The 20,275-nt window shown below is 38.9% G+C and carries 22 protein-coding genes and 1 riboswitch; of the genes, 2 read left to right on the top strand and 20 right to left on the bottom strand.

All coding sequences use genetic code 11. The annotated features are described in order from the left end of the window. Positions 1 to 186: 186 nt before the first annotated feature. Positions 187 to 393 (top strand): hypothetical protein, encoded by a 207-nt coding sequence (locus ACH0CI_RS00945; protein WP_013059387.1) that lies wholly within the window; start codon positions 187 to 189, stop codon positions 391 to 393. 66 nt (positions 394 to 459) lie between these two features. Here the strand turns inward: ACH0CI_RS00945 and ssuD are convergent, their stop codons facing one another. The 13 genes from ssuD to ACH0CI_RS00880 form a co-directional block, all read right to left on the bottom strand. After that, on the bottom strand, positions 460 to 1,584 hold the full coding sequence (gene ssuD, locus ACH0CI_RS00940; RefSeq protein ID WP_033579638.1) for an FMNH2-dependent alkanesulfonate monooxygenase: 1,125 nt from the start codon (positions 1,582 to 1,584) through the stop codon (positions 460 to 462). Then, positions 1,581 to 2,135 carry an NADPH-dependent FMN reductase gene (ssuE, locus tag ACH0CI_RS00935; protein WP_028411747.1) on the bottom strand — a complete coding sequence of 185 codons (555 nt, stop codon included), beginning with the start codon at positions 2,133 to 2,135 and terminating at the stop codon, positions 1,581 to 1,583. Before ssuE ends, ssuD begins: the two co-directional genes overlap by 4 nt. Before the next feature lie 69 nt (positions 2,136 to 2,204). After that, positions 2,205 to 3,059, bottom strand: a complete 855-nt coding sequence (locus ACH0CI_RS00930; RefSeq protein ID WP_033579636.1) for an ABC transporter permease — start codon at positions 3,057 to 3,059, stop codon at positions 2,205 to 2,207. A 10-nt stretch (positions 3,060 to 3,069) separates the two neighbouring features. Next, the gene (locus ACH0CI_RS00925) at positions 3,070 to 4,056 is read right to left on the bottom strand and encodes an aliphatic sulfonate ABC transporter substrate-binding protein (RefSeq protein WP_335388143.1); all 987 of its coding nucleotides are present in this window, start codon (positions 4,054 to 4,056) and stop codon (positions 3,070 to 3,072) included. A 33-nt stretch (positions 4,057 to 4,089) separates the two neighbouring features. Beyond that, a complete protein-coding gene (locus ACH0CI_RS00920; protein WP_406900780.1) occupies positions 4,090 to 4,887 on the bottom strand; it encodes an ABC transporter ATP-binding protein in 798 nt (265 codons plus the stop codon). Between the two features lie 133 nt (positions 4,888 to 5,020). After that, positions 5,021 to 6,235, bottom strand: coding sequence for a cation:proton antiporter (locus ACH0CI_RS00915; RefSeq protein ID WP_406900779.1), 1,215 nt, complete (start codon positions 6,233 to 6,235; stop codon positions 5,021 to 5,023). After that, positions 6,236 to 6,736, bottom strand: a complete 501-nt coding sequence (locus tag ACH0CI_RS00910; RefSeq protein ID WP_013085158.1) for a cation:proton antiporter regulatory subunit — start codon at positions 6,734 to 6,736, stop codon at positions 6,236 to 6,238. It abuts the gene before it with no gap. Between the two features lie 148 nt (positions 6,737 to 6,884). After that, complete coding sequence (locus ACH0CI_RS00905) at positions 6,885 to 7,211, bottom strand: hypothetical protein (protein ID WP_406900778.1); 327 nt, start codon at positions 7,209 to 7,211, stop codon at positions 6,885 to 6,887. Positions 7,212 to 7,414: 203 nt separating this feature from the next. Continuing rightward, on the bottom strand, positions 7,415 to 7,639 hold the full coding sequence (gene gerE / locus ACH0CI_RS00900; RefSeq protein WP_013059396.1) for a spore germination transcription factor GerE: 225 nt from the start codon (positions 7,637 to 7,639) through the stop codon (positions 7,415 to 7,417). Positions 7,640 to 7,813: 174 nt separating this feature from the next. After that, the gene (locus ACH0CI_RS00895) at positions 7,814 to 8,263 is read right to left on the bottom strand and encodes an acyl-CoA thioesterase (RefSeq protein ID WP_028411753.1); all 450 of its coding nucleotides are present in this window, start codon (positions 8,261 to 8,263) and stop codon (positions 7,814 to 7,816) included. Positions 8,264 to 8,326: 63 nt separating this feature from the next. Next, positions 8,327 to 9,100 carry a succinate dehydrogenase iron-sulfur subunit gene (gene sdhB, locus ACH0CI_RS00890; protein ID WP_013059398.1) on the bottom strand — a complete coding sequence of 258 codons (774 nt, stop codon included), beginning with the start codon at positions 9,098 to 9,100 and terminating at the stop codon, positions 8,327 to 8,329. A 3-nt stretch (positions 9,101 to 9,103) separates the two neighbouring features. Beyond that, positions 9,104 to 10,891, bottom strand: coding sequence for a succinate dehydrogenase flavoprotein subunit (gene sdhA / locus ACH0CI_RS00885; RefSeq protein WP_013059399.1), 1,788 nt, complete (start codon positions 10,889 to 10,891; stop codon positions 9,104 to 9,106). A 29-nt stretch (positions 10,892 to 10,920) separates the two neighbouring features. After that, positions 10,921 to 11,529 (bottom strand): succinate dehydrogenase cytochrome b558 subunit, encoded by a 609-nt coding sequence (locus ACH0CI_RS00880; protein ID WP_028411754.1) that lies wholly within the window; start codon positions 11,527 to 11,529, stop codon positions 10,921 to 10,923. Positions 11,530 to 12,018: 489 nt separating this feature from the next. Between ACH0CI_RS00880 and ACH0CI_RS00875 the strand changes: the two genes are divergently transcribed. Then, the gene (locus ACH0CI_RS00875; protein WP_028411755.1) at positions 12,019 to 12,546 is read left to right on the top strand and encodes a YslB family protein; all 528 of its coding nucleotides are present in this window, start codon (positions 12,019 to 12,021) and stop codon (positions 12,544 to 12,546) included. Between the two features lie 51 nt (positions 12,547 to 12,597). Here the strand turns inward: ACH0CI_RS00875 and ACH0CI_RS00870 are convergent, their stop codons facing one another. The 7 genes from ACH0CI_RS00870 to ACH0CI_RS00840 all read right to left on the bottom strand — a co-directional run bounded on the left by ACH0CI_RS00870 (position 12,598) and on the right by ACH0CI_RS00840 (position 20,171). Continuing rightward, positions 12,598 to 13,830: an aspartate kinase gene (locus ACH0CI_RS00870; RefSeq protein ID WP_047749793.1), complete on the bottom strand. Its 1,233-nt coding sequence runs from the start codon at positions 13,828 to 13,830 to the stop codon at positions 12,598 to 12,600. 141 nt (positions 13,831 to 13,971) lie between these two features. After that, positions 13,972 to 14,149: riboswitch (Lysine riboswitch) on the bottom strand. A gap of 65 nt (positions 14,150 to 14,214) precedes the next feature. Further along, positions 14,215 to 15,981 carry an excinuclease ABC subunit UvrC gene (uvrC, locus tag ACH0CI_RS00865; RefSeq protein ID WP_406900777.1) on the bottom strand — a complete coding sequence of 589 codons (1,767 nt, stop codon included), beginning with the start codon at positions 15,979 to 15,981 and terminating at the stop codon, positions 14,215 to 14,217. A 223-nt stretch (positions 15,982 to 16,204) separates the two neighbouring features. Beyond that, the gene (trxA, locus tag ACH0CI_RS00860) at positions 16,205 to 16,519 is read right to left on the bottom strand and encodes a thioredoxin (protein WP_013059404.1); all 315 of its coding nucleotides are present in this window, start codon (positions 16,517 to 16,519) and stop codon (positions 16,205 to 16,207) included. Positions 16,520 to 16,927: 408 nt separating this feature from the next. After that, positions 16,928 to 17,908 carry an electron transfer flavoprotein subunit alpha/FixB family protein gene (locus ACH0CI_RS00855; protein WP_033579632.1) on the bottom strand — a complete coding sequence of 327 codons (981 nt, stop codon included), beginning with the start codon at positions 17,906 to 17,908 and terminating at the stop codon, positions 16,928 to 16,930. 33 nt (positions 17,909 to 17,941) lie between these two features. Further along, on the bottom strand, positions 17,942 to 18,715 hold the full coding sequence (locus ACH0CI_RS00850) for an electron transfer flavoprotein subunit beta/FixA family protein (RefSeq protein WP_016765685.1): 774 nt from the start codon (positions 18,713 to 18,715) through the stop codon (positions 17,942 to 17,944). An 18-nt stretch (positions 18,716 to 18,733) separates the two neighbouring features. After that, positions 18,734 to 19,507, bottom strand: a complete 774-nt coding sequence (locus ACH0CI_RS00845; RefSeq protein ID WP_028411759.1) for an enoyl-CoA hydratase — start codon at positions 19,505 to 19,507, stop codon at positions 18,734 to 18,736. Positions 19,508 to 19,586: 79 nt separating this feature from the next. After that, the gene (locus ACH0CI_RS00840; RefSeq protein WP_013059408.1) at positions 19,587 to 20,171 is read right to left on the bottom strand and encodes a fatty acid metabolism transcriptional regulator FadR; all 585 of its coding nucleotides are present in this window, start codon (positions 20,169 to 20,171) and stop codon (positions 19,587 to 19,589) included. Positions 20,172 to 20,275: the final 104 nt, after the last annotated feature.

Below are 20,275 nucleotides of genomic sequence, written 5' to 3'. Positions count from 1 at the left end.
AAATTTTACATAAACTTTCCATCAGAAAGTTACACCCAGGAATTAATTGGTATTACAACCCACTTAATTTACATATCGACAAAAAAATCAATAGGTAAATAAGAAAAAAATTGAATATTTTGTGTCTTTTTTGGAAAGTATTTGATATAATAAGTGTAAGAAGAAAAAGAATAGGAGGCGACTAAAATGAGAAGATTCTTACAGTTTTACTTTATGTTTAGTTCTCTGTTCTGTTTTGGAAGCGTTTTCGTCCTACTTATGTCTCAAGAATATTATTTTGCACCGTTATTCCTCACACTGGGCTGTTTAAATATTTTTCTCTTTAAAGTATATATTCAAGAAAGTCGAAAAGATAAACAAGCTGCACCTGAAAAACCAAAACCAACAATTTAACGGACTCGTCTCTCGGCTGAGATGAATGTAAAAGAAGAACCGGTGAAAAATTCACCGGTTCTTCTTTTACGAGGTTGAAGCTTTTGGAAACCTATCGTTTGCAATAATCTCACCGATGCTTTCACTCTTTCCTTCACCCTCATCAATATTTAAAAGCGGGAACAATAACTCTCCTACGTGATAAGCTTCTTCTAAATGCGGATAGCCTGATAAAATAAAAGATTCAATTCCTAAAGCTTCATATTCTTTTATTCGTTTCGCTATATTTTCAGCACTGCCTACCAGGGCAGTTCCTGCACCTCCCCGGACGAGCCCCACACCTGCCCATAAGTTAGGGCTAATCGTAAGTTCCTCTCGGGTTCCTCTATGAAGGCTCGCCATTCGCTGCTGCCCAACTGAGTCATACCTTGCAAAAGTACGCTGTGCAGCTTGAATTGTGTCGTCGTCCAAATGCTGAATTAATCGATCGGCTGCTTCCCAAGCTTCTTCTTCCGTTTCCCGTACAATAATATGCAAACGAATCCCAAACTTAACGGTTCTGCCTTCTGCTTCTGCTTGCTTTCTCACAGCCGTTATTTTTTCTCTTACTTGTTCAGGAGGCTCTCCCCACGTTAAATACACGTCAGAATGTTTTGCTGCAACTTTTTGTCCTGCGGGTGAAGATCCGCCAAAATAAATAGGTGGAGAAGGTTTTTGAACAGGTGGATACAACAGCTCACTGTTCTCTACATGAATATGTTTTCCTTCATAATTAACCGTATCTCCAGCCAATAACCCTTTCCACACATCTAAAAATTCATCCGCAGCTTCATAACGTTCATCATGTGATAAGAAAAGGCCGTCTCCGGCTAATTCTGCTGGATCTCCTCCTGCTACTACGTTAACTAGTAAACGACCGTTTGAAATTCGATCAAGAGTCGAAGTCATGCGCGCTGCCACGGAAGGAGCCATAATGCCTGGACGTACAGCTACTAAAAATTTCAAACGCTCTGTTTCAGGTATAAGTGAAGCAGCCAATAGCCACGGGTCTTCGCATGATTTCCCCGTTGGAATCAGAACTCCTTCAAATCCTAACCGGTCAGCTGCTTGAGCAACTTGTCGAAAATATGAATAGTCTGCTGAACGACCTCCTCGATTTGTCCCTAGATATCTTCCATCTCCATGGGAAGGAATAAACCATAACATTTTCATGATTCAACACTCCTTTTCGTTTGTTCTAGATGATATTCAAGCTCTTTTAATGAACGTTTAATTCTCGCTTCTGCTTCTTCCGCAATAAACTCAATTTCATTTTCTTTCGTATAGGCCACCTCAGAATCAACAATATAAACTCCATGAATAAGAGCAGTAGCTCCTAAAACGGATAATGTCGGCTTAAATACATAATCAAGAGCCAGTAGATGAGCAATGGTTCCCCCTGTAGCTATCGGCAGCACAGTTTTATTGTGCAAACCTTTTTCAGGTATTAAATCTAAAAATGTTTTTAAGATTCCTGTGTAGCTAGCTTTATAGATTGGGCTGACAATAATAACGGCATCAGCATCTGCCACTTTCTTTTGAGCTTCTTGAATCGCAGGGCTAGAAAAGTTAGCATATAGTAAGTCTTCAGCTGGTAGATCGCGGACATGCACGGTTTTTACTTCATGTTTTTCATTTTGCAGATATGCTGCAATATACTCACTTAAAGCAGCTGACCTTGATTGTTTTGAAGGGCTTCCCGTAATAATTGTAAACTGACTCATTATCATCTCTCCTTTTAACTTATAAAACTGATAGATTTACAAGGATTAATAAGTATATAAATCCTTCTTTTATTTTTCACCTGCGTAGCTGTCTCTCCATTTAAGAAGACGCTTTTCTAATACTCGGACAAATGAATCAGTTAATTTGCCTACAACAGCAAAAATGATAATTCCGACAAAAACTACATCTGTTTGAGAAAACTGCCTAGCATCCATAATCATATATCCTACACCTTCACTTGCTCCCATTAATTCAGCTACTACCAGTCCGAGCCATGCAATACCTAAAGACAATCGGACACCAAGTAAAATATTAGGAAGAGCGGCTGGTAAAATGAGTTTCGTGATTTGTTTCCATTTACTAAATTGCAGAACACGCGCAACATCAAACAATTTCGAATCAACGCCGCGAATGCCTAAATACGTATTAACATAGATTGGGAAAAACGCACCGTTTGCAATTAGCAATATCTTTGAAATTTCCCCAAAACCAAACCATAAGATAAATAAAGGAGCCAAGGCAAGGTGAGGAACAGTTCTAAGCATTTGAATGGATGGATCCATATAGTGCTCCGTTTTCTTTGAGAAACCGACAATAATACCAAATAGTAAACCTAGACCAGCTCCAACGGCAAAACCTATGGCAGCACGTAAAATACTGATTTGAAGATTAGCTCCGAGTTCTCCCGATACGATGAGCTGTTTGAAAGAAAGTACAATATCAACAGGTGTAGGAAGAACGGTTTTAGATACATAGCCCGCAGAACCAATGATTTGCCACACGACGATAAGCAAAATTGGCACGACGAGAGAACGAAGGAAAATTCCCTGCTTATTTTTCGCTTCTTCCTTTCTTTTTTTCACTTGTTGCAAGTGAGCTGCTGAAGACTGGACATGTCCTGAAACCACGGATGTTTTACTCATTTTCATCACCTCATTTTTCTTTTAATGCTTTTTCAATAAATGAATTATCAACGACATCTCCCGTATCAATTTTCTTTTTAATAACGCCTAAAGATTGTTGAAAATCAGCTGTTCGCTGTTGTTCTGCAATAATTTCTTTAGAGGTTGGGCGATTATAGGCAGGATTATTTTTTAACACTTGTCTTACTACGTCTTTATCTAGATTTTTTTGTTTTGCTAGAATATCCACAGATTCTTCAAAATGTTCGTTTTGCCATTCAAGTGCTTTTTGATAAACTTGTAAAAACTTAACGACTAACCCTGGATGATCTTTTGCAAAGCCTTCTCTTACAATAGTAAAGCCTGGTGAAGCAACCTTTAACGAATCGCCGTCTGCTAAAATACGAGCTTCATTTTTTAAGTTTTGCAGGGAGATAAACGGTTCCCAAATTGACCATGCATCCACTGACCCATTTTCAAATGCTGGCTGAGCTTCGTCTGGCTGAAGCTGAATAATCTTTACGTCACTTGGCTTCAACCCATTTTGATCAAGAGCTCTGTACAATAAGTTAAAACCGCTGCTGCCTTTCGCAACCGCAATCTTTTTACCTTTTAAATCTTTTACGCTTTTAATCTTGCTGTTTTTTCCTACTAAAATAGCATTTCCTTTTAATCCGTCGCTCGAATTAGCAATTTCTAAAAATGGAATATCTGCCCCTTGACCAGAAATAACCGGTGAGTTTCCAACTTGGCCGAAATCCAAGTGTCCAGATGCTAACCCTTCAAATTGCGGAGGACCGCTTTGAAACTCTGTCCATTTAACGTTTACACCTATTTTTTTAAATTCTTTTTCAAACCATTTTTGGTTTTGTGCCAGCATTAAAGGTCCTAGGCTTTGTTGAATGCCAATATTGATCGTAACGTTTTTCGAATCTTCGCCGCTCGCTTTTTCTTTGGTCCCGCACCCAGCCAATGCGAGAACAAGTACAATAGCTGCAGTTAAAAGTAGCTTTTTCATCTGTTCTGTCTCCTTCTCTGTCTGATTGAATCTTTAATGTTCTCCTGCTTCTTCAAATTCTTTCAGCACTTGCTGCCTTAGCTGCTGAAAAGGTACTTCTGTCTTTTTTCGCGGATGACTAATTTCTACTGGAACAACCCGACTAATTTCTCCTGGTCTGGCACTCATAATCACAATTTTAGTTCCTAAGTAAATGGATTCATCTAAATCGTGGGTAACAAAAATCATGGTTGTTTTTTCTTTTTTCCATATGTCTAACAGCACATCTTGCAGATGAGTGCGAGTAAAAGCATCCAACGCACCAAACGGTTCATCTAACAATAAAACCTCTGGATTTCTTAAAAGAGCACGCGCAATCGCAACTCGTTGGGACATCCCCCCAGATAGTTCTCGAGGATAAGCTTTTTCAAATCCTTTCAACCTGACAATATCAATTAGCTCATCTACGCGGCGCCGAACGTTCGAATCTTTCAGCGATAAGTCAGCCGCTATATTTTGCTCCACATTAAGCCACGGGAACAAGCGGTGTTCTTGAAAGATCATTCCTTGTTTAATGCTAGGTCCGGCTATGTGCTTCCCGTTGATTTCAATGCGCCCTTCATAATCTATATCAAGTCCAGCGATCATTTTAAGCAGCGTACTTTTTCCGCATCCACTCGGACCAATAATGGTAATAAATTCACCTTTATTAATCGTAAGATTTACATTTCGCAATGCTTGAGTTACTTGTTCTCCTTTTTGAAATGAGCGGTTAACCGATTGAATCACGACACTCACAGCAATTCCTCCTCCTTGAATTTTTAAATCAAAAGCTATTTCACCTAAAAACATAAAAGCTCCTACCTAAAAAAGGTAGGAGCTTTCGGTTGACCGATCAGCCCATTGCTATAGTTAACTGATTTGTTATTGGATTATTTTGAATTTTATCATATTAATCCGATTTGTCAACTGTGTTTTATATATTTTATCTATTAGATTCTTGAGGATTTGCTTTTTTCCATTTAAATATTGAGTTTAAAAATCCATATATATGCTTAGACTCCTTCGTTAACAAAGGACCAATAATAGCTAAAATCAATACATAAAGCGCAGCGAATGGCTGAAGGATGGCCGATAATCCTCCTTCAATTCCGATGTTAGCCATAATGATTGAAAACTCACCTCGTGACATGATTGTTAATCCAATATTGGTAGAAGCCTTGTGTGATAGCCCGCTTTTTCTTCCTGAAATCATACCGGCTGTAAAGTTACCAATAATCGTAAGCGCAACTGCTCCAAGAGCAAGCCATCCTGCATCCCAGAGCGTGAGAGGATCAATACTTAATCCGAAGCTGAAGAAAAAAATGGCTCCAAAGAAATCACGAAACGGTACGACAAGATGTTCAATCCGATCGCGATGTTCTGTTTCAGAAAATACAAGTCCAAGCAATAATGCTCCAATTGCTTCTGCCACGTGAATTGTTTCTGAGAAGCCTGCCACAAAAAACAATACCGCAAAAACGACGATTATAAAGATTTCATTCGATGAAATATTTAAAAGTTTATTTAGTAGAGGCGTAGCTTTTCGAGCAATGATAAAGAACAGCATCATATAGCCAAACGCAATTAAAATAGATGTTAAAGATCCAGCAAGCGATCCGTGGTCTCCAAGCACCAACCCTGAAACGACAGAAAGATAAACCGCTAAGAAAATATCTTCAAACATGATGATCCCTAATATCAATTCCGTTTCTGGATTTGCCGTTCGTTTTAAATCAACCAATACTTTTGCGACAATTGCGCTGGACGAAATCGTAATAATTCCAGCGATAATCAGCACTTCAAGAAGAGGATTTCCTGTCAGGTATCCATACAATAATCCTAAGGTAAAGTTAATTAAAATATAAATAGATCCTCCCACCGCGATGGACTTACCTGATTTAATTAACTTTCCAACTGAAAATTCTAACCCTAAATAAAAGAGTAAAAAGAGAACTCCAATTCTCCCCATAAATTCAATAATCTCTTGGCTTTCAATAAACTTTAAACTGAATGAGCCAAACTCAGGAGCATGGGGACCAACCGCCATGCCCAGCAGAATGAGGAATGGAATAATCGTAAATTTAAATTTATGTGCTAGTATAGCCGCTAAAGCGACTAATAACAAAGCTGTCCCAACTTCAAATACTAAATGATCCAATTATGAACTACCTCCTTGTGAAAGCAATTCTTTAATGAGCGTTTTTAAATTTCCTCTTTCACCAGAGATGACAAGCGTATCTCCTTCTTCAATTAACGTATCTGGTCCTGGGGTGGATAATTTTTTTTGCGTGTTTTTAATGACAGCGATGATTGTGACATCATAGTTGCTGCGAACGTCAATTTCGCCAATTGTTTTACTGTGAGCTTTCGCCTGTTTTTCAACTTTGTACCATTCAATCACTAAGTCATTGAATGCCACTTCAATGGTTTCCATTGCTTTTGGCTTGTAAATCATGCCGCCTAAAATTGCAGCTAGCTGTCTTGATTCCGTATCTGTTAACGTAATGTCAAAAATGCTTTCTTCTAAATCTTTTTGATCGAAGTGGTAGATCTCACGCCGTCCATCATCATGAATAATAACGACCACACGGTTTCCTCCGCTTGTCTCAATTTCAAATTTACGGCCGATTCCTGGTAATTCCGTTTCTTTAATCATCATTGAATGATCACTCCTATAAAGTTTTTAAGAAGAATATTAAATTTTCATTGCATTATTTGTATAGAAAATCCCCATGACAAATAAGCCTAAGAATAGTAGGTAATTTTAGGTTTGAAGAAAAGGCTGCTGAAATTTCAACCTTTTTTATTTAATTGAGGTAACTTGATTGAAAGATTTTTGGATAAAAAAGTGTTTTCTTGAGGAAAAAATACGCAATTTGATGCGTCGGAATGATGAGCTTGGTACTCACCCATACTAAAGCAAAAGTTACTATCACATTTTGTATGAGAGATCCTATTTGTTTGACGCTGTGCTTAGCTCCTGGAGACATGTGCACGATATCCGTGTAATGCTGTACCGAACTTTTTGTGACCTTTACTTTTTCAAAGTCATTATCAATAAATTTATCTGGCAAACTCGCAAAAGGCAAGCAGAATATCATGCATAATAATACCCCTAACCATACATTTTTCATCATCTCACCTCTCTTTCTTTTGAAGTAGTATCTCCTTACTTAAAAGTATACGTACTCTGAAATTCAATTTCAAGCAATAAGTTTCTTTTATAAAGATTTACCTTTTTTATAATATTTTCTTAATGATATTCTTGTTAGATATGTATGCGCCACTAAAAAAAATATACAAAAAGCTGGCTTTCTAAGAAGAAAGCCAGCTCATGTTATAGTTCAAGTTCTCCCATTCGAAGGAGTTCTACGACTGCTTGAGAACGCCCCTTGACTCCAAGCTTTTGCATCGCATTAGAAATATGATTTCGAACTGTTTTTTCGCTAATGAATAGTTCACTCGCGATTTCTTTTGTTGTTTTGTCCTGTACTAAAAGCTCGAATACTTCTCGTTCACGCTTTGTAAGTAGCGGTTTAGGTTGAAACTCTTTTTCTTTCAATGTAACCCTCCTTGCCTGATCCTGAGTTGAACTATCGGATGGGTGTAAATTTAGTCAACATATCTTATGTGCGGTATGCCTACGCGGTTACTAGTTTTAGAAAAAATATGCAAAAAACTCTTTTTTACCTTTGAAAAAGAAAAAAAGCCTGAAGAAAGAGCCTTCAAGCCATTTTTATATAGTCGATAAACACCTTTTCATCTCTTCATTCCAAGGCACGCTTTTTCCTGTTTCTTTAGAAATTTGCACCATTGTTCCTCTCCCCGTGAGTACAACCTCTCCTTGCTCATTTTGAATCATATAGTGTAAATCAACCGATGAACGTCCGATTTTATGGGCTTTTACAAAAACAGCTAGCACGTTGCCAAAATACACTTGTTTGACATAGTCGCACTGCAAATCAGCCACCACCGGTATCGTTCCCTCATACTCACTCGTCCACTTTTGCATAAAGCCAATATGGTGAAAGAATTCCGTACGTATTTGTTCAAAATAAACAAAAGGAACCGTATTATTTAAGTGCCCAAACATATCTGTTTCCGAAAATCTTACCTTGATTTTCTGCTTAAACGAAAATGACTCTTTCCAGTGATCCATGTCTTCAATATACGAAATATTATTCATCTGTATTTCCTCCGTTCGTCATAGACAAAATAAAACCTCTCCACGTGGAGAGGTTTTGAGTGGTTATACTTGATCGCTACCAAAGAAACTTCTGAATGCTTGAATTGTTGTGTCGCGGTTCAAAGCTGCGATTGAAGTAGTCAATGGAATTCCTTTTGGACATGATTGAACGCAGTTTTGAGAGTTCCCGCAGTTCGCTAGCCCTCCATCACCCATAATCGTCTCTAAACGTTCTCCTTTATTTAACGCACCGGTTGGATGGGCATTAAACAAGCGAACTTGAGAAAGCGGTGCTGGACCGATGAAGTTTGACTTGTCGTTTACGTTTGGACAAGCTTCTAAGCAAACGCCGCATGTCATACACTTGGATAACTCATACGCCCACTGACGTTTCTTTTCAGGCATACGCGGTCCTGGTCCTAAATCGTATGTGCCATCGATCGGAACCCACGCTTTTACTTTTTTCAGTGAATCAAACATACGGCTGCGGTCTACCTGCAAGTCACGAACAACAGGGAATGTTTTCATTGGCTGCAAGCGAATCGGCTGTTCTAGTTTATCAACAAGAGCTGTACATGACTGACGAGGTTTACCGTTGATAACCATTGAACAGGCTCCGCATACTTCCTCTAAACAGTTCATTTCCCAGTTTATCGGAGCAACCTCTTTACCTGAAGCATCAACAGGGTTACGTCTGATTTCCATCAGTGCTGAAATAACGTTCATATTCGGACGATACGGAATTTCAAACTCCTGATTGTAAGGAGCAGATTCAGCTGAATCTTGACGTGTAATAATGAAGCGCACTGTCTTTTGGACTGTTTGTTGTTCACTCATTGATTAACGAACCCCCTCTTGTTGTTTTTTTGGTTTTTCATCTTTTTTCTTTGTGTAGTCGCGCTTACGCGGTTTGATTAACGATACGTCTACCTCTTCATAATGGAAAGAAGGAGCCGTTTTCTTATCAACGAAAGATGCCATTGTTGTTTTTAAGAATTCTTCATCGTTACGATCTGGGAAATCCGGCTTATAATGAGCACCGCGACTTTCGTTACGGTTGTAAGCTCCAAGCGTTACAACACGTGAAAGTTGGAGCATGTTTTGAAGCTGACGAGTAAATGTTGCCGCTTGATTACTCCATTTAGCCGTGTCATTAATGTTAATACGATCATAGCGTTCAATTAATTCTTGAATCTTTTCATCTGTTTTTAACAGTTTGTCATTGTATCGTACGACTGTCACGTTGTCAGTCATCCATTCCCCTAGCTCTTTATGAAGAACGTATGCATTTTCTGTACCTTGAAGATTCATGATATTGTTCCATTTCTCTTCTTCTTCTTTCACATGACGATCATATACGCTTGAAGAAATAGCATCTGCGCTCTTTTCTAAACCATTGATGTATTCAACGGCTTTAGGACCAGCAACCATACCGCCATAAATAGCTGACAATAATGAGTTTGCTCCTAAACGGTTCGCTCCGTGCTGCGAATAATCACACTCACCAGCTGCGAACAAGCCAGGGATATTTGTCATTTGATCGTAATCCACCCATAAACCGCCCATTGAATAGTGTACGGCTGGGAAAATCTTCATTGGTACTTTGCGCGGATCATCGCCCATGAATTTTTCATAGATTTCGATGATACCTCCAAGTTTAATGTCTAGCTCTTTTGGATCTTTATGTGAAAGGTCCAGATAAACCATGTTCTCTCCGTTAATTCCTAACTTCTGCGCTACGCAGACGTCAAAAATTTCACGAGTTGCAATATCACGAGGTACTAAGTTACCGTATGCTGGATATTTTTCCTCTAAGAAATACCAAGGTTTACCGTCTTTATATGTCCAAACGCGTCCGCCTTCTCCACGAGCAGATTCACTCATAAGACGAAGCTTATCATCTCCCGGGATAGCAGTTGGATGAATTTGAATAAACTCTCCGTTTGAATAGTATGCACCTTGCTGATACACGATAGATGCCGCTGAACCTGTATTAATAACTGAGTTCGTCGATTTTCCAAAGACAATACCAGGTCCACCTGTAGCCATAATAACCGCATCAGCTGGGAACGTTTTAATTTCCATTGATTTTAAATTCTGTGCAGAAATTCCGCGACAGCTGCGCTCATCATCAAGAACAGCACCTAAGAATTCCCATCCTTCGTACTTTGTCACAAGTCCGGCAACTTCATAGCGACGAACCTGCTCATCTAATGCGTACAATAACTGTTGACCCGTTGTTGCTCCAGCAAAAGCCGTACGGTGATGCTGCGTTCCGCCAAATCGTCTGAAGTCTAACAAACCCTCAGGAGTACGGTTAAACATAACACCCATACGGTCAAGTAAGTGAATAATACCAGGAGCTGCTTCACACATTGCTTTTACAGGTGGCTGGTTGGCTAAAAAGTCTCCGCCATACACTGTGTCATCAAAGTGTTCCCATGGTGAATCTCCTTCACCTTTCGTATTTACGGCTCCGTTGATTCCACCTTGCGCGCAAACTGAGTGAGATCTTTTTACCGGAACTAGTGAAAATAAATCTACTTGCTTGCCAGACTCAGCAATTTTTATTGTTGCCATCAAGCCAGCTAAACCGCCACCGACTACGATGATTTTTCCGTTACTCATCGGAACCCCACTCCTTCAAAACCTTAATTTTATGCAAATGCGAATAATGTACGAACACCTACGAATGTAAGTGCTAAGAAGATTGCTAATGTCACATAAGTTGAAATTCTTTGAGAACGTGGTGTTACAGTTAACCCCCAGCTAACTCCAAATGACCATAGACCGTTTGCAAAGTGGAAGATCGTAGATACAACACCAACTATGTAGAATGCAAACATTGCTGGGTTGCTTAAAATTCGTTCCATCATTTGAAAATCTACTTCTTTTCCAAGCGCAGCTTGTATTCTGGTTTCCCATACGTGCCATGTGATGAAGATAAGTGTGATTACACCTGAAACACGCTGAAGGATAAACATCCAGTTACGGAAAAATCCATAGTTGTTAACGTTTGTTTTAGCAGTGAATGCGATGTAAAGACCGTATATTGCGTGAAAAACGATTGGTAAGAAAATAATGAAAATTTCTAGAGCATAGCGGAAAGGTAAGCTCTCCATGAAGTGAGCTGCTTGATTAAATGATTCTTCTCCCTTTGTCGCGAAATGATTCACAACTAAATGCTGTGTTAAGAAAATCCCGATTGGTATTACTCCAAGTAGTGAATGGATTCTCCGATATTGAAACTCTCTGTTTGCCGCCATCTGCGTAGACCCCCCTTAGTTAAATGAACATAGTTTGTGAAGAACTTTCTTACTCCCACTAGACAAATAGATTAATCGTGAATACAGGAAATGAAAACCTTTGCATTTCCTAATAAAGTATGTGACAGGTTAATTTTACTCCCATCGATTAAGAGCGTCAAGGCAAGATGTTTAAATCTTCTATAAAATATAAATTTATAAAATTTTATATTTGTTAACGCTTACTGCATTGATGTTAAAGATTTTTTCTTTCTATTATAATATCGCTTGCCACAGTTAAGTAAGCGTTTACTTTATACTTTTATTGTAAACAAGTTCACAAAACATTTACACAGGTAAAAGTACCCTTTTAAAAGTAATTTTATGGATTTTTTATCTTTACATCTAACTCTTTTTACCATAATAAAGATCCTCTTACATTTTATTAAAAAAATGCGTGAGAGGTTTTTTAGATTTGTATATAATAGTAGTAAAGAAAGAGGGGAAAGCATGAGCAATTTACAAACAGAATCACAGCAAGAACTTGAAGAGACGATGGAAACATTAGAACCTAATGCCGCAGCTGAAACAGAGAGAGCTCTTGATCACGTTCCATATTTCGGATACAGCCTTTTGCGTGACGTGTTAATTCCAGAGCTTCTTGGAGACGAAACGAATACCATCTCATACTGGGCAGGAAAACACCTTGCGCGTAAATATCCATTAAATACAATGGATGAAATCGTCGCATTTTTTAAAGCAGCTTCCTGGGGAACACTGACGCTTGCCAAAAAAGATAAATATTCACTAGAGCTTGAGTTATCAGGTGATGTGGTCAGCAAAAGATTTCAGCAGGAAACTTGTTCATTTCATCTTGAGTCAGGGTTTGTGGCTGAACAGATTCAGCGTCAAAACAACTGCCTAACAGAAGCCTACTTAACACCTAAAGAAAAGAACGGAAAAGTGCTGATTTCCGTGCAGTGGGACCGAAAAGATATCTTACCTACCGAAACCCGTGCGGAGCGTTATAAAAAGTAAGAAATACGTATATATAAAAGACGTGGAGATACCACGTCTTTTTTCTTTTCTTTATACTTGCACTGCCTGCTGCTCTTCTAATTCAAATGCTACGTGAAGCGTCTCAACAGCTTTTACCATATCAGCATGCGGTACAACTGTAGATACTTTAATTTCAGACGTGCTGACCATCTTCACTTCAATTTTCTCTCCTGCCAGCACTTCAAACATTTCGGCTGCAACACCTGGATTAGATATCATGCCAGATCCCACAATCGATACTTTAGCCAGACTGCTTTCATGTTCAATACGCGTATACCCCAAGGTAGATTTATACTCTTTTAAGACGGCAAGAGCAGCTTCTACATCTACAGTTTTAATAGAAAATGAGATAGAGAGGCGATTATTAGCCGTTACGTTTTGAATAATAATATCCACATTTAACTGTTCTTTTGCTAATGCTGTAAAAATAGTAGAAAGAGTTTGTAACTCGTTGTTTAACCCTTCAATTGTCACCCGTGAAATATTATCTTCAAACGCAATTCCTCTTACGACTAAGTTTTGTTCCATTGAAACTTCCTCCTCAACAATCGTTCCATTCTCGTTTTCTAAGCTTGAACGCACTTCTAGCGGTACCTGATAATTTTTTGCAAACTCAACAGCGCGCGGATGCAGCACCCCTGCTCCTAAATTGGCTAATTCTAACATTTCGTCATATGAAATAGAATGAAGTTTACGAGCATCTTCTACGTAGCGCGGATCCGTCGTAAACACTCCTGTTACGTCTGTATAAATATCACATTTTGCAGCTTTTAGTGCCGCGGCAAGAGCTACTGCCGTCGTGTCAGAGCCGCCTCGACCTAATGTTGTAATGCTTCCATCTTCTGAACAGCCTTGGAATCCAGCTACTACTACGATTCGACCTCTATCTAATTGGCTTTGAATACGAGTCGTGTCAATGTGCTGGATTCGTGCATTGCTGTGAACTGCTTCCGTCTGGATACCAGCTTGCCAACCTGTTAGCGAAGTGGCTTCATGACCTTTGCATTGAAGAGCCATTGTTAACAGGGAAATCGTTACTTGTTCTCCAGTTGTAAGAAGCATATCCATTTCGCGTTTACTTGGACTGTCCGTAATATCACTTGCTAATTTCACCAGTGCATCTGTGGTTTTGCCCATTGCCGATACAACAACTACTACTTGGTTACCGCGCTCTGCTTCTTGAATAACACGGTTTGCTACATGTTGAATACGTTCAACAGAACCAACAGATGTTCCACCAAATTTTTGAACGATTAATGCCATAATTTTGTTCATTCCTTTTCAATAAATTTGCATATGCAGGATGATGAGAAGCTGAATTTTTTTACTCAGACAATAAAAAAAGCAATGAGATGAGCTCTCATTGCTTAACGAACGAAAATTATAAAACATAACCGTCCACTGCCGTGAGATAGCTCTCCAAGAATCTACATCTTGACAATCCTACGTTTATTCAACGCAGAACCAGCAATCATTACTATGAGGTAATGTTCACTTCGGCAAATTTCCCTTTCCGCATCGTTCATAAGGGCTCATACCCTTCCTGATGCGTACTGATTAAATTTGCACCTCTATCTTCACTTCATTTGATGAAGTGTCGTATGAAATTAGTTAATAGCTTATCAAATATTTTCTATTATTTCAAGACTATTTTTGTAATGTTTCATAAATTTTTTCAGCAATGTTTTGAGGAACACCTGAATTTCGTATATCTTCAACCGTTGCTTCTTTCAATTTTTTCACCGAACCAAAATGCTTTAACAAAGCTTTCTTACGCTTTTCTCCCACTCCCGGAATGTCGTCTAGAACTGACTGAAAAGCGGACTTAGAGCGCACTTGACGGTGGAAGGTGATTGCAAAGCGGTGAACTTCATCTTGAATTCGCTGAAGCAAATAAAATTCTTGACTATTGCGTTCAAGCGGTATGATTTGAGGAGGCTCACCAATCATCAGGTTGGAGGTTCTGTGTTTATCATCTTTAACAAGACCTGCTGTAGGCACTAAAAGTCCCAATTCATTTTCGAGAACGTCCTGGACTGCAGCTAAATGCCCTTTGCCTCCATCTACAACAATTAAATCCGGAAGCGGAAGGCCTTCTTTTAACACTCTGGAATACCGTCTGCGAACGACTTCTCTCATGGAACTGTAATCATCTGGTCCCTTTACGGTCTTAATTTTATATTTGCGATATTCTTTCTTTTCCGGTTTCCCATCAACAAAAACAATCATCGCAGAAACTGGGTCTGTTCCTTGAATATTTGAGTTATCAAATGCTTCAATCCGGTAAGGCGCTGCAATTCCAAGCTCTTCTCCTAACCGTTCAACTGCGCCAACCGTGCGCTCTTCATCTCGTTCAATTAAATAGAATTTTTCTCCGAGCGCAATTTTTGCATTTTTACACGCAAGTTCTACTAATTCTTTCTTTTTGCCTCGCTTTGGATGCTGAACCTCTACTTCTACTAATTTCTCAGCTAACTCTGCATCAATCGTTGCTGGAACCAGCACTTCTTTTGGCTTAATATTTTTGGCATAAAACTGACCGATAAAAGTTAAGAAATCTTCTTCTGGCTCTTTATAAAAAGGAAACATAGAAACTTCCCGCTCAGTTAATTTCCCTTGGCGAATAAAGAAAACTTGAACACACATCCAGCCTTTATCGTAAGAATAGCCAAACACATCTCGATTAACAAAATCATTAAACGTTACTTTTTGCTTTTCCATTGTCGCTTCGATATGAGCAATTTGATCTCGGTATTCTTTAGCCCGTTCAAAGTCAAGTTCTTCTGAAGCTTTTAACATTTTTTCAGTTAACTCTGTTTTGACATGCTCATATCCACCATTTAAAAACCGCGTGATATTTTCAATAATTTGTTTGTTTTGCTCTTCTTTTACCTCTTTTACGCAAGGAGCTAGACATTGCCCGATATGGTAATACAAACAAGGCCTATCTGGCATAGTGGAGCACTTTCTTAACGGATAAATGCGATCAAGAAGCCGCTTGGTTTCATTTGCTGCTTGAACATTAGGATAAGGACCGAAGTATTTCCCTTTATCTTTTTTTATTTTTCTTGTAATAACAAGTCGGGGCTGTTTTTCAGCTGTAATCTTAATAAACGGATAGCCCTTATCATCTTTAAGCATAATATTGTATTTTGGGTCATGCTTTTTAATTAAATTCATTTCTAAAATAAGCGCTTCTAAATTAGAAGATGTGACGATATATTCAAAGTCGACAATGTCGTTTACAAGTCGAAGCGTCTTTCCGTCATGAGATCCGGTAAAGTAGGAACGTACTCGATTTTTTAATACTTTTGCTTTTCCTACGTAAATGACCGTTCCATATTTATCTTTCATCAAGTAACAGCCGGGCTGATCCGGTAAAATAGCCAGCTTTTCTTTTAAATAATCGTTCATACTTTTCTCCTTCCTCTTCTCTTACTCTGTCCATCTACACAATCGCTTATGAAGCGTAACCTACATTCTTTCCTGTCTTAATACATGTACATAAGCTGGATTTATGGCGGTGTTCCTTACATCTAGTATAAAACAAACGAACGCATATTCGCTAAATAAAAGTATTCCCAAAAGAGAAAAAGTGGAGAAAAAGAAAAAAACCTAGCCTGAGCTAGGTTTTGACTTACGCGTGTTTATTAATTAATTCTGTTAATGCTTCTTTTGGTTGGAAACCAACTACTTGATCAACTTTCTCTCCATCTTTGAATAATACTAAAGTTGGGATACTCATAACACCAAATTTTCCAGCTGTTTCTTGATTTTCATCAACGTCTACTTTTACGATTTTAACTTTATCGTTAAGTTCGCCATCAATTTCTTCAAGAACTGGAGCAATCATTTTACAAGGGCCACACCATGGTGCCCAAAAGTCAACAAGCACTAGGCCTGATTTAATTTCATCTGTAAAGTTTTTATCTGTAGCATGTGCAATAGCCATTTTAATTCCTCCTAAATATATGCAATATCCAAATTCTACTCACAGTATATCACCTTCAAATAAGGTTTGCTAACTTTTTGCTTACATTTATACTGTTTATTCTCCGCTCTAGTTTGTACAATTTGCCTAAAAATATGCGTAGAAAATTTCGTTTCCCATGAGGCTGAGACCTGACTAAATGAATCCAAAGACGAACAAATAGTATACATGGGTTGAACCGCTTGCGACACCGCAGTTGATTTCCATGCAAGACTTCGCTTTTTTAGCAGGAGTCTTCGCCTTGCCCTCCAATCACCTGCTAGAAAGACCTACCCTGCGTTTACCCTAACAAAAAAACGAACCACTAATCAAAAATCTTGATCAACGGTTCGTTCTTCACTTCGTCTCAAATACTTTTGTCCGAGAATCTTACGCAGACTGTACTTTCAGCTTTTTAAATTCTTCCGTTAGCAGAGGCACTACTTCAAATAAATCTCCAACGATTCCGTAGTCAGCTACTTTAAAAATATTCGCTTCAGGATCTTTATTGATTGCAACAATAATTTTTGAATTTGACATACCTGCCAAATGCTGAATAGCACCTGAAATTCCGCAGGCAATGTATAAATCTGGTGTGACTACTTTACCCGTCTGACCGATTTGAAGAGAATAGTCGCAGTAATCTGCATCGCACGCTCCGCGAGACGCTCCAACAGCTCCATTTAACACGTCCGCTAGTTCTTGGAGAGGTCCAAAACCTTCCGTGCTTTTTACACCTCGACCACCTGCAATCACGACTTTTGCTTCGGACAAATCAACCCCTTGCGTTGCTTTGCGTACGACTTCTTTTACAACAGTACGCAGGTTTTTGATTTCAACATTTAAATCCTCTACATCACCTGTACGCCCCTCATCTTTTGCAAGCGGTGAAATATTATTTGGACGAATCGTGACAAACGTAAAAGCATCGGTCATGATTTTCTTCTCAAATGCTTTACCAGAATAAATTGGGCGAGTGAAGACTACTTGATCCCCTCCCACTTCTACATCCGTCACATCCGAGATAAGTCCTTTATCTAAGCGAGCTGCCAGTTTTGGCGCTAGATCTTTGCCAAGAGCCGTATGCCCAAATACGATAGCTTCAGGCTGTTCACTTTCAATGATGGCTAATAATGCCTGAGCGTAACCATCCGATGTGTAAGCAGCTAAATCTTCATGCTCCGTCACAACAACTTTATCTGCTCCGTATGCAATAAGTTCTTCACTTAAAGATTTTACGTCCTTTCCTACTAACGCTGCAATAATTTCTCCCCCGTCAGCTACAGTAGACGCTGCGGAAATCGCTTCAAACGATACGTTTCGTAATCCCCCATCACGTGCTTCTCCAAGAACTAACACTTTGCGTCCCATTACAATACCCCCATTGTTTTGACTTTTGACTTATTAAATGACTTTTGCTTCCTTATGCAGTAAATTGACCAGCTCTGTTACTTGATCTTTTATATCTCCTTGTAATACGCGCCCCGCGTCTTTTTTCGGAGGTAAATAAATTTCAATTGTCTTTGTTTTTGCTTCTACATCATCTTCATCTAAATCTAAATCGTCTAATTCCACTTCAACCAACGGTTTCTTCTTCGCTTTCATAATCCCTGGAAGAGATGGATAGCGAGGCTCATTAAGTCCCTGCTGAGCTGTTACTAAAAGAGGAAGCGACGTTTCAATAACTTCCGAATCTCCTTCCACATCGCGTACAACCGTCACTTTTTCACCTTCAATATCCAGCTTTGTAATCGTTGTAATATAAGGGATTTCTAACTGTTCTGCTACGCGCGGTCCCACCTGGCCTGAACCTCCGTCAATCGCTACGTTTCCTGCTAAGATTAAATCAGGAGATTGCTCTTTTAAGTACTGTGCCAGCAGCCTAGAAGTCGTGTACTGATCACCATCTTCTATGTCATCTTCCGTATTGATTAAAACCGCTTTATCTGCTCCCATAGCCAAAGCTGTTCGGAGTTCTTTTTCTGATTCTTCCCCTCCTACACTCACGACCGTAATCTCTCCGCCATGCTTTTCCTTTAGCTGAATAGCCTCTTCAACTGCATACTCATCGTAAGGATTAATAATAAATTCAGCTCCATCTTCAACAATTTGACCATTTTTTAGTGAAAGTTTCTCCTCTGTATCGAACGTTCTTTTTACTAACACATAAATATTCATTCAATTCCCCTCCTAAGCTTATTTTCCTAAAAATTTAGGCTGGCGCTTTTCAATAAAAGCGGCTACGCCTTCTTGAGCATCCCGGCTTTTGAATACGCTTCCAAAAAACTGTGCTTCTTTTTTGATGCCGCTGTAATAAGCATCTGTTTTTACATGTTGAAGCAGCTGCAAGGTAGCTTTAACAGAGATTGGGCTTTTTTTGGCAATTTTTCTAGCAAGTAAAAATGTTTCATTGATAAGCTGACTTTCTTCAAAAGCTGCGTTTGCCAATCCTAACTCCACTGCCTCGCTGCCCGATATTGGATCACTTGTCAGCATCATCTCACAAGCCTTATGAACCCCTACATAACGAGGCAATCGCTGAGTTCCTCCAAACCCTGGTATAATTCCTAACTGAAGTTCAGGCAAGCCCAGCTTAGCATTTTCTGTTACCAAACGGATATGGCAGCTCATAGCAAGCTCTAATCCTCCGCCTAAAGCAGCTCCATGAATAGCTGCAATAACTGGTTTTGGGTAATTTTCAATATACTCAAAGAGCTCTTGGCCGTTAACAGCAAGTTTCTCGTAATCTTTTTCCTGCTGCAGTGATGTAAACTCTTTTATATCAGCTCCAGCACAAAAGAATTTCCCTTCGCCTTTAATGACGATAACCCTTGTCTCTTTGCTATCTTCTAAATGTTTTAAAACACTTGAAAGATCTTTTAATAAATCTTGAGACAAAGCGTTAGCAGGTTGTCTATTCAACGTAATGAAGCTTATTGCATCAACAGTTTCAACCTGGATAATCTCCATTTGTTTCCCCCACCCTTTCTTTCTATTTTCATTACCTTGCGCTTCTCCCCTCGCAAGGGAGCAGCAGGCTCACTTACGATTATGAGCCGCTGCAGCCGTTTAACAGCAGGGAATGGACTTTATCTACCGATTCTATTAGACCATATCGATGATCGTTCATTACCCATGTTGTGACAGTTTCATCAATTGTTCCAAAAATCATCTGTCGCGCAAGACGAATATCTATATTTTCAGAAAACTCACCCGTTTCGATTCCTGTCTGTAAAATAGAATCAATGAGAGTCAGATAATCTTTTAATACATCGTTAATTTTCAATCTTAAATCTTTGTTCGATTGACGCAGTTCAAGCTGTGTCACTGTAGCTAAATGATGATCCTCCGCTAGAAACGAAAAATGCTTGTCAATTAATACGTGAAGTTTTTCTGCCGCAGTTTCAATTCCCGCCAGTTCTTCATAAATTTTTTCTACAAACTGTCCCATCTTCTCTTGAAATAAGGAAATCAAGACATCTTCTTTGTTTTTAAAATATAAATATATCGTACCGTCTGCAACTCCAGCCTGCTTAGCAATTTTAGAAACCTGAGCATTGTGGTATCCGTTTTCTGCTATTACTACTACAGCTGCATCGATAATCTGCTTATACTTTGGCTTATTTCTTCTCAATCTTATACGCTCCTTTAAAATATGAATGATTATTCATTCATATCTTTATAATAAAGAAACCGCAAGTATCTGTCAATTATGTTTCAGCAAAAAAATCAAAGGCG

The sequence above is a fragment of the Priestia sp. 179-F W1.4 NHS genome, from assembly GCF_045369295.1.
In the GTDB taxonomy this organism is placed as follows: domain Bacteria; phylum Bacillota; class Bacilli; order Bacillales; family Bacillaceae_H; genus Priestia; species Priestia zanthoxyli.
Note: the sequence above shows the minus strand (reverse complement) of the source record. Positions and strands in the feature narration are given on the sequence as shown.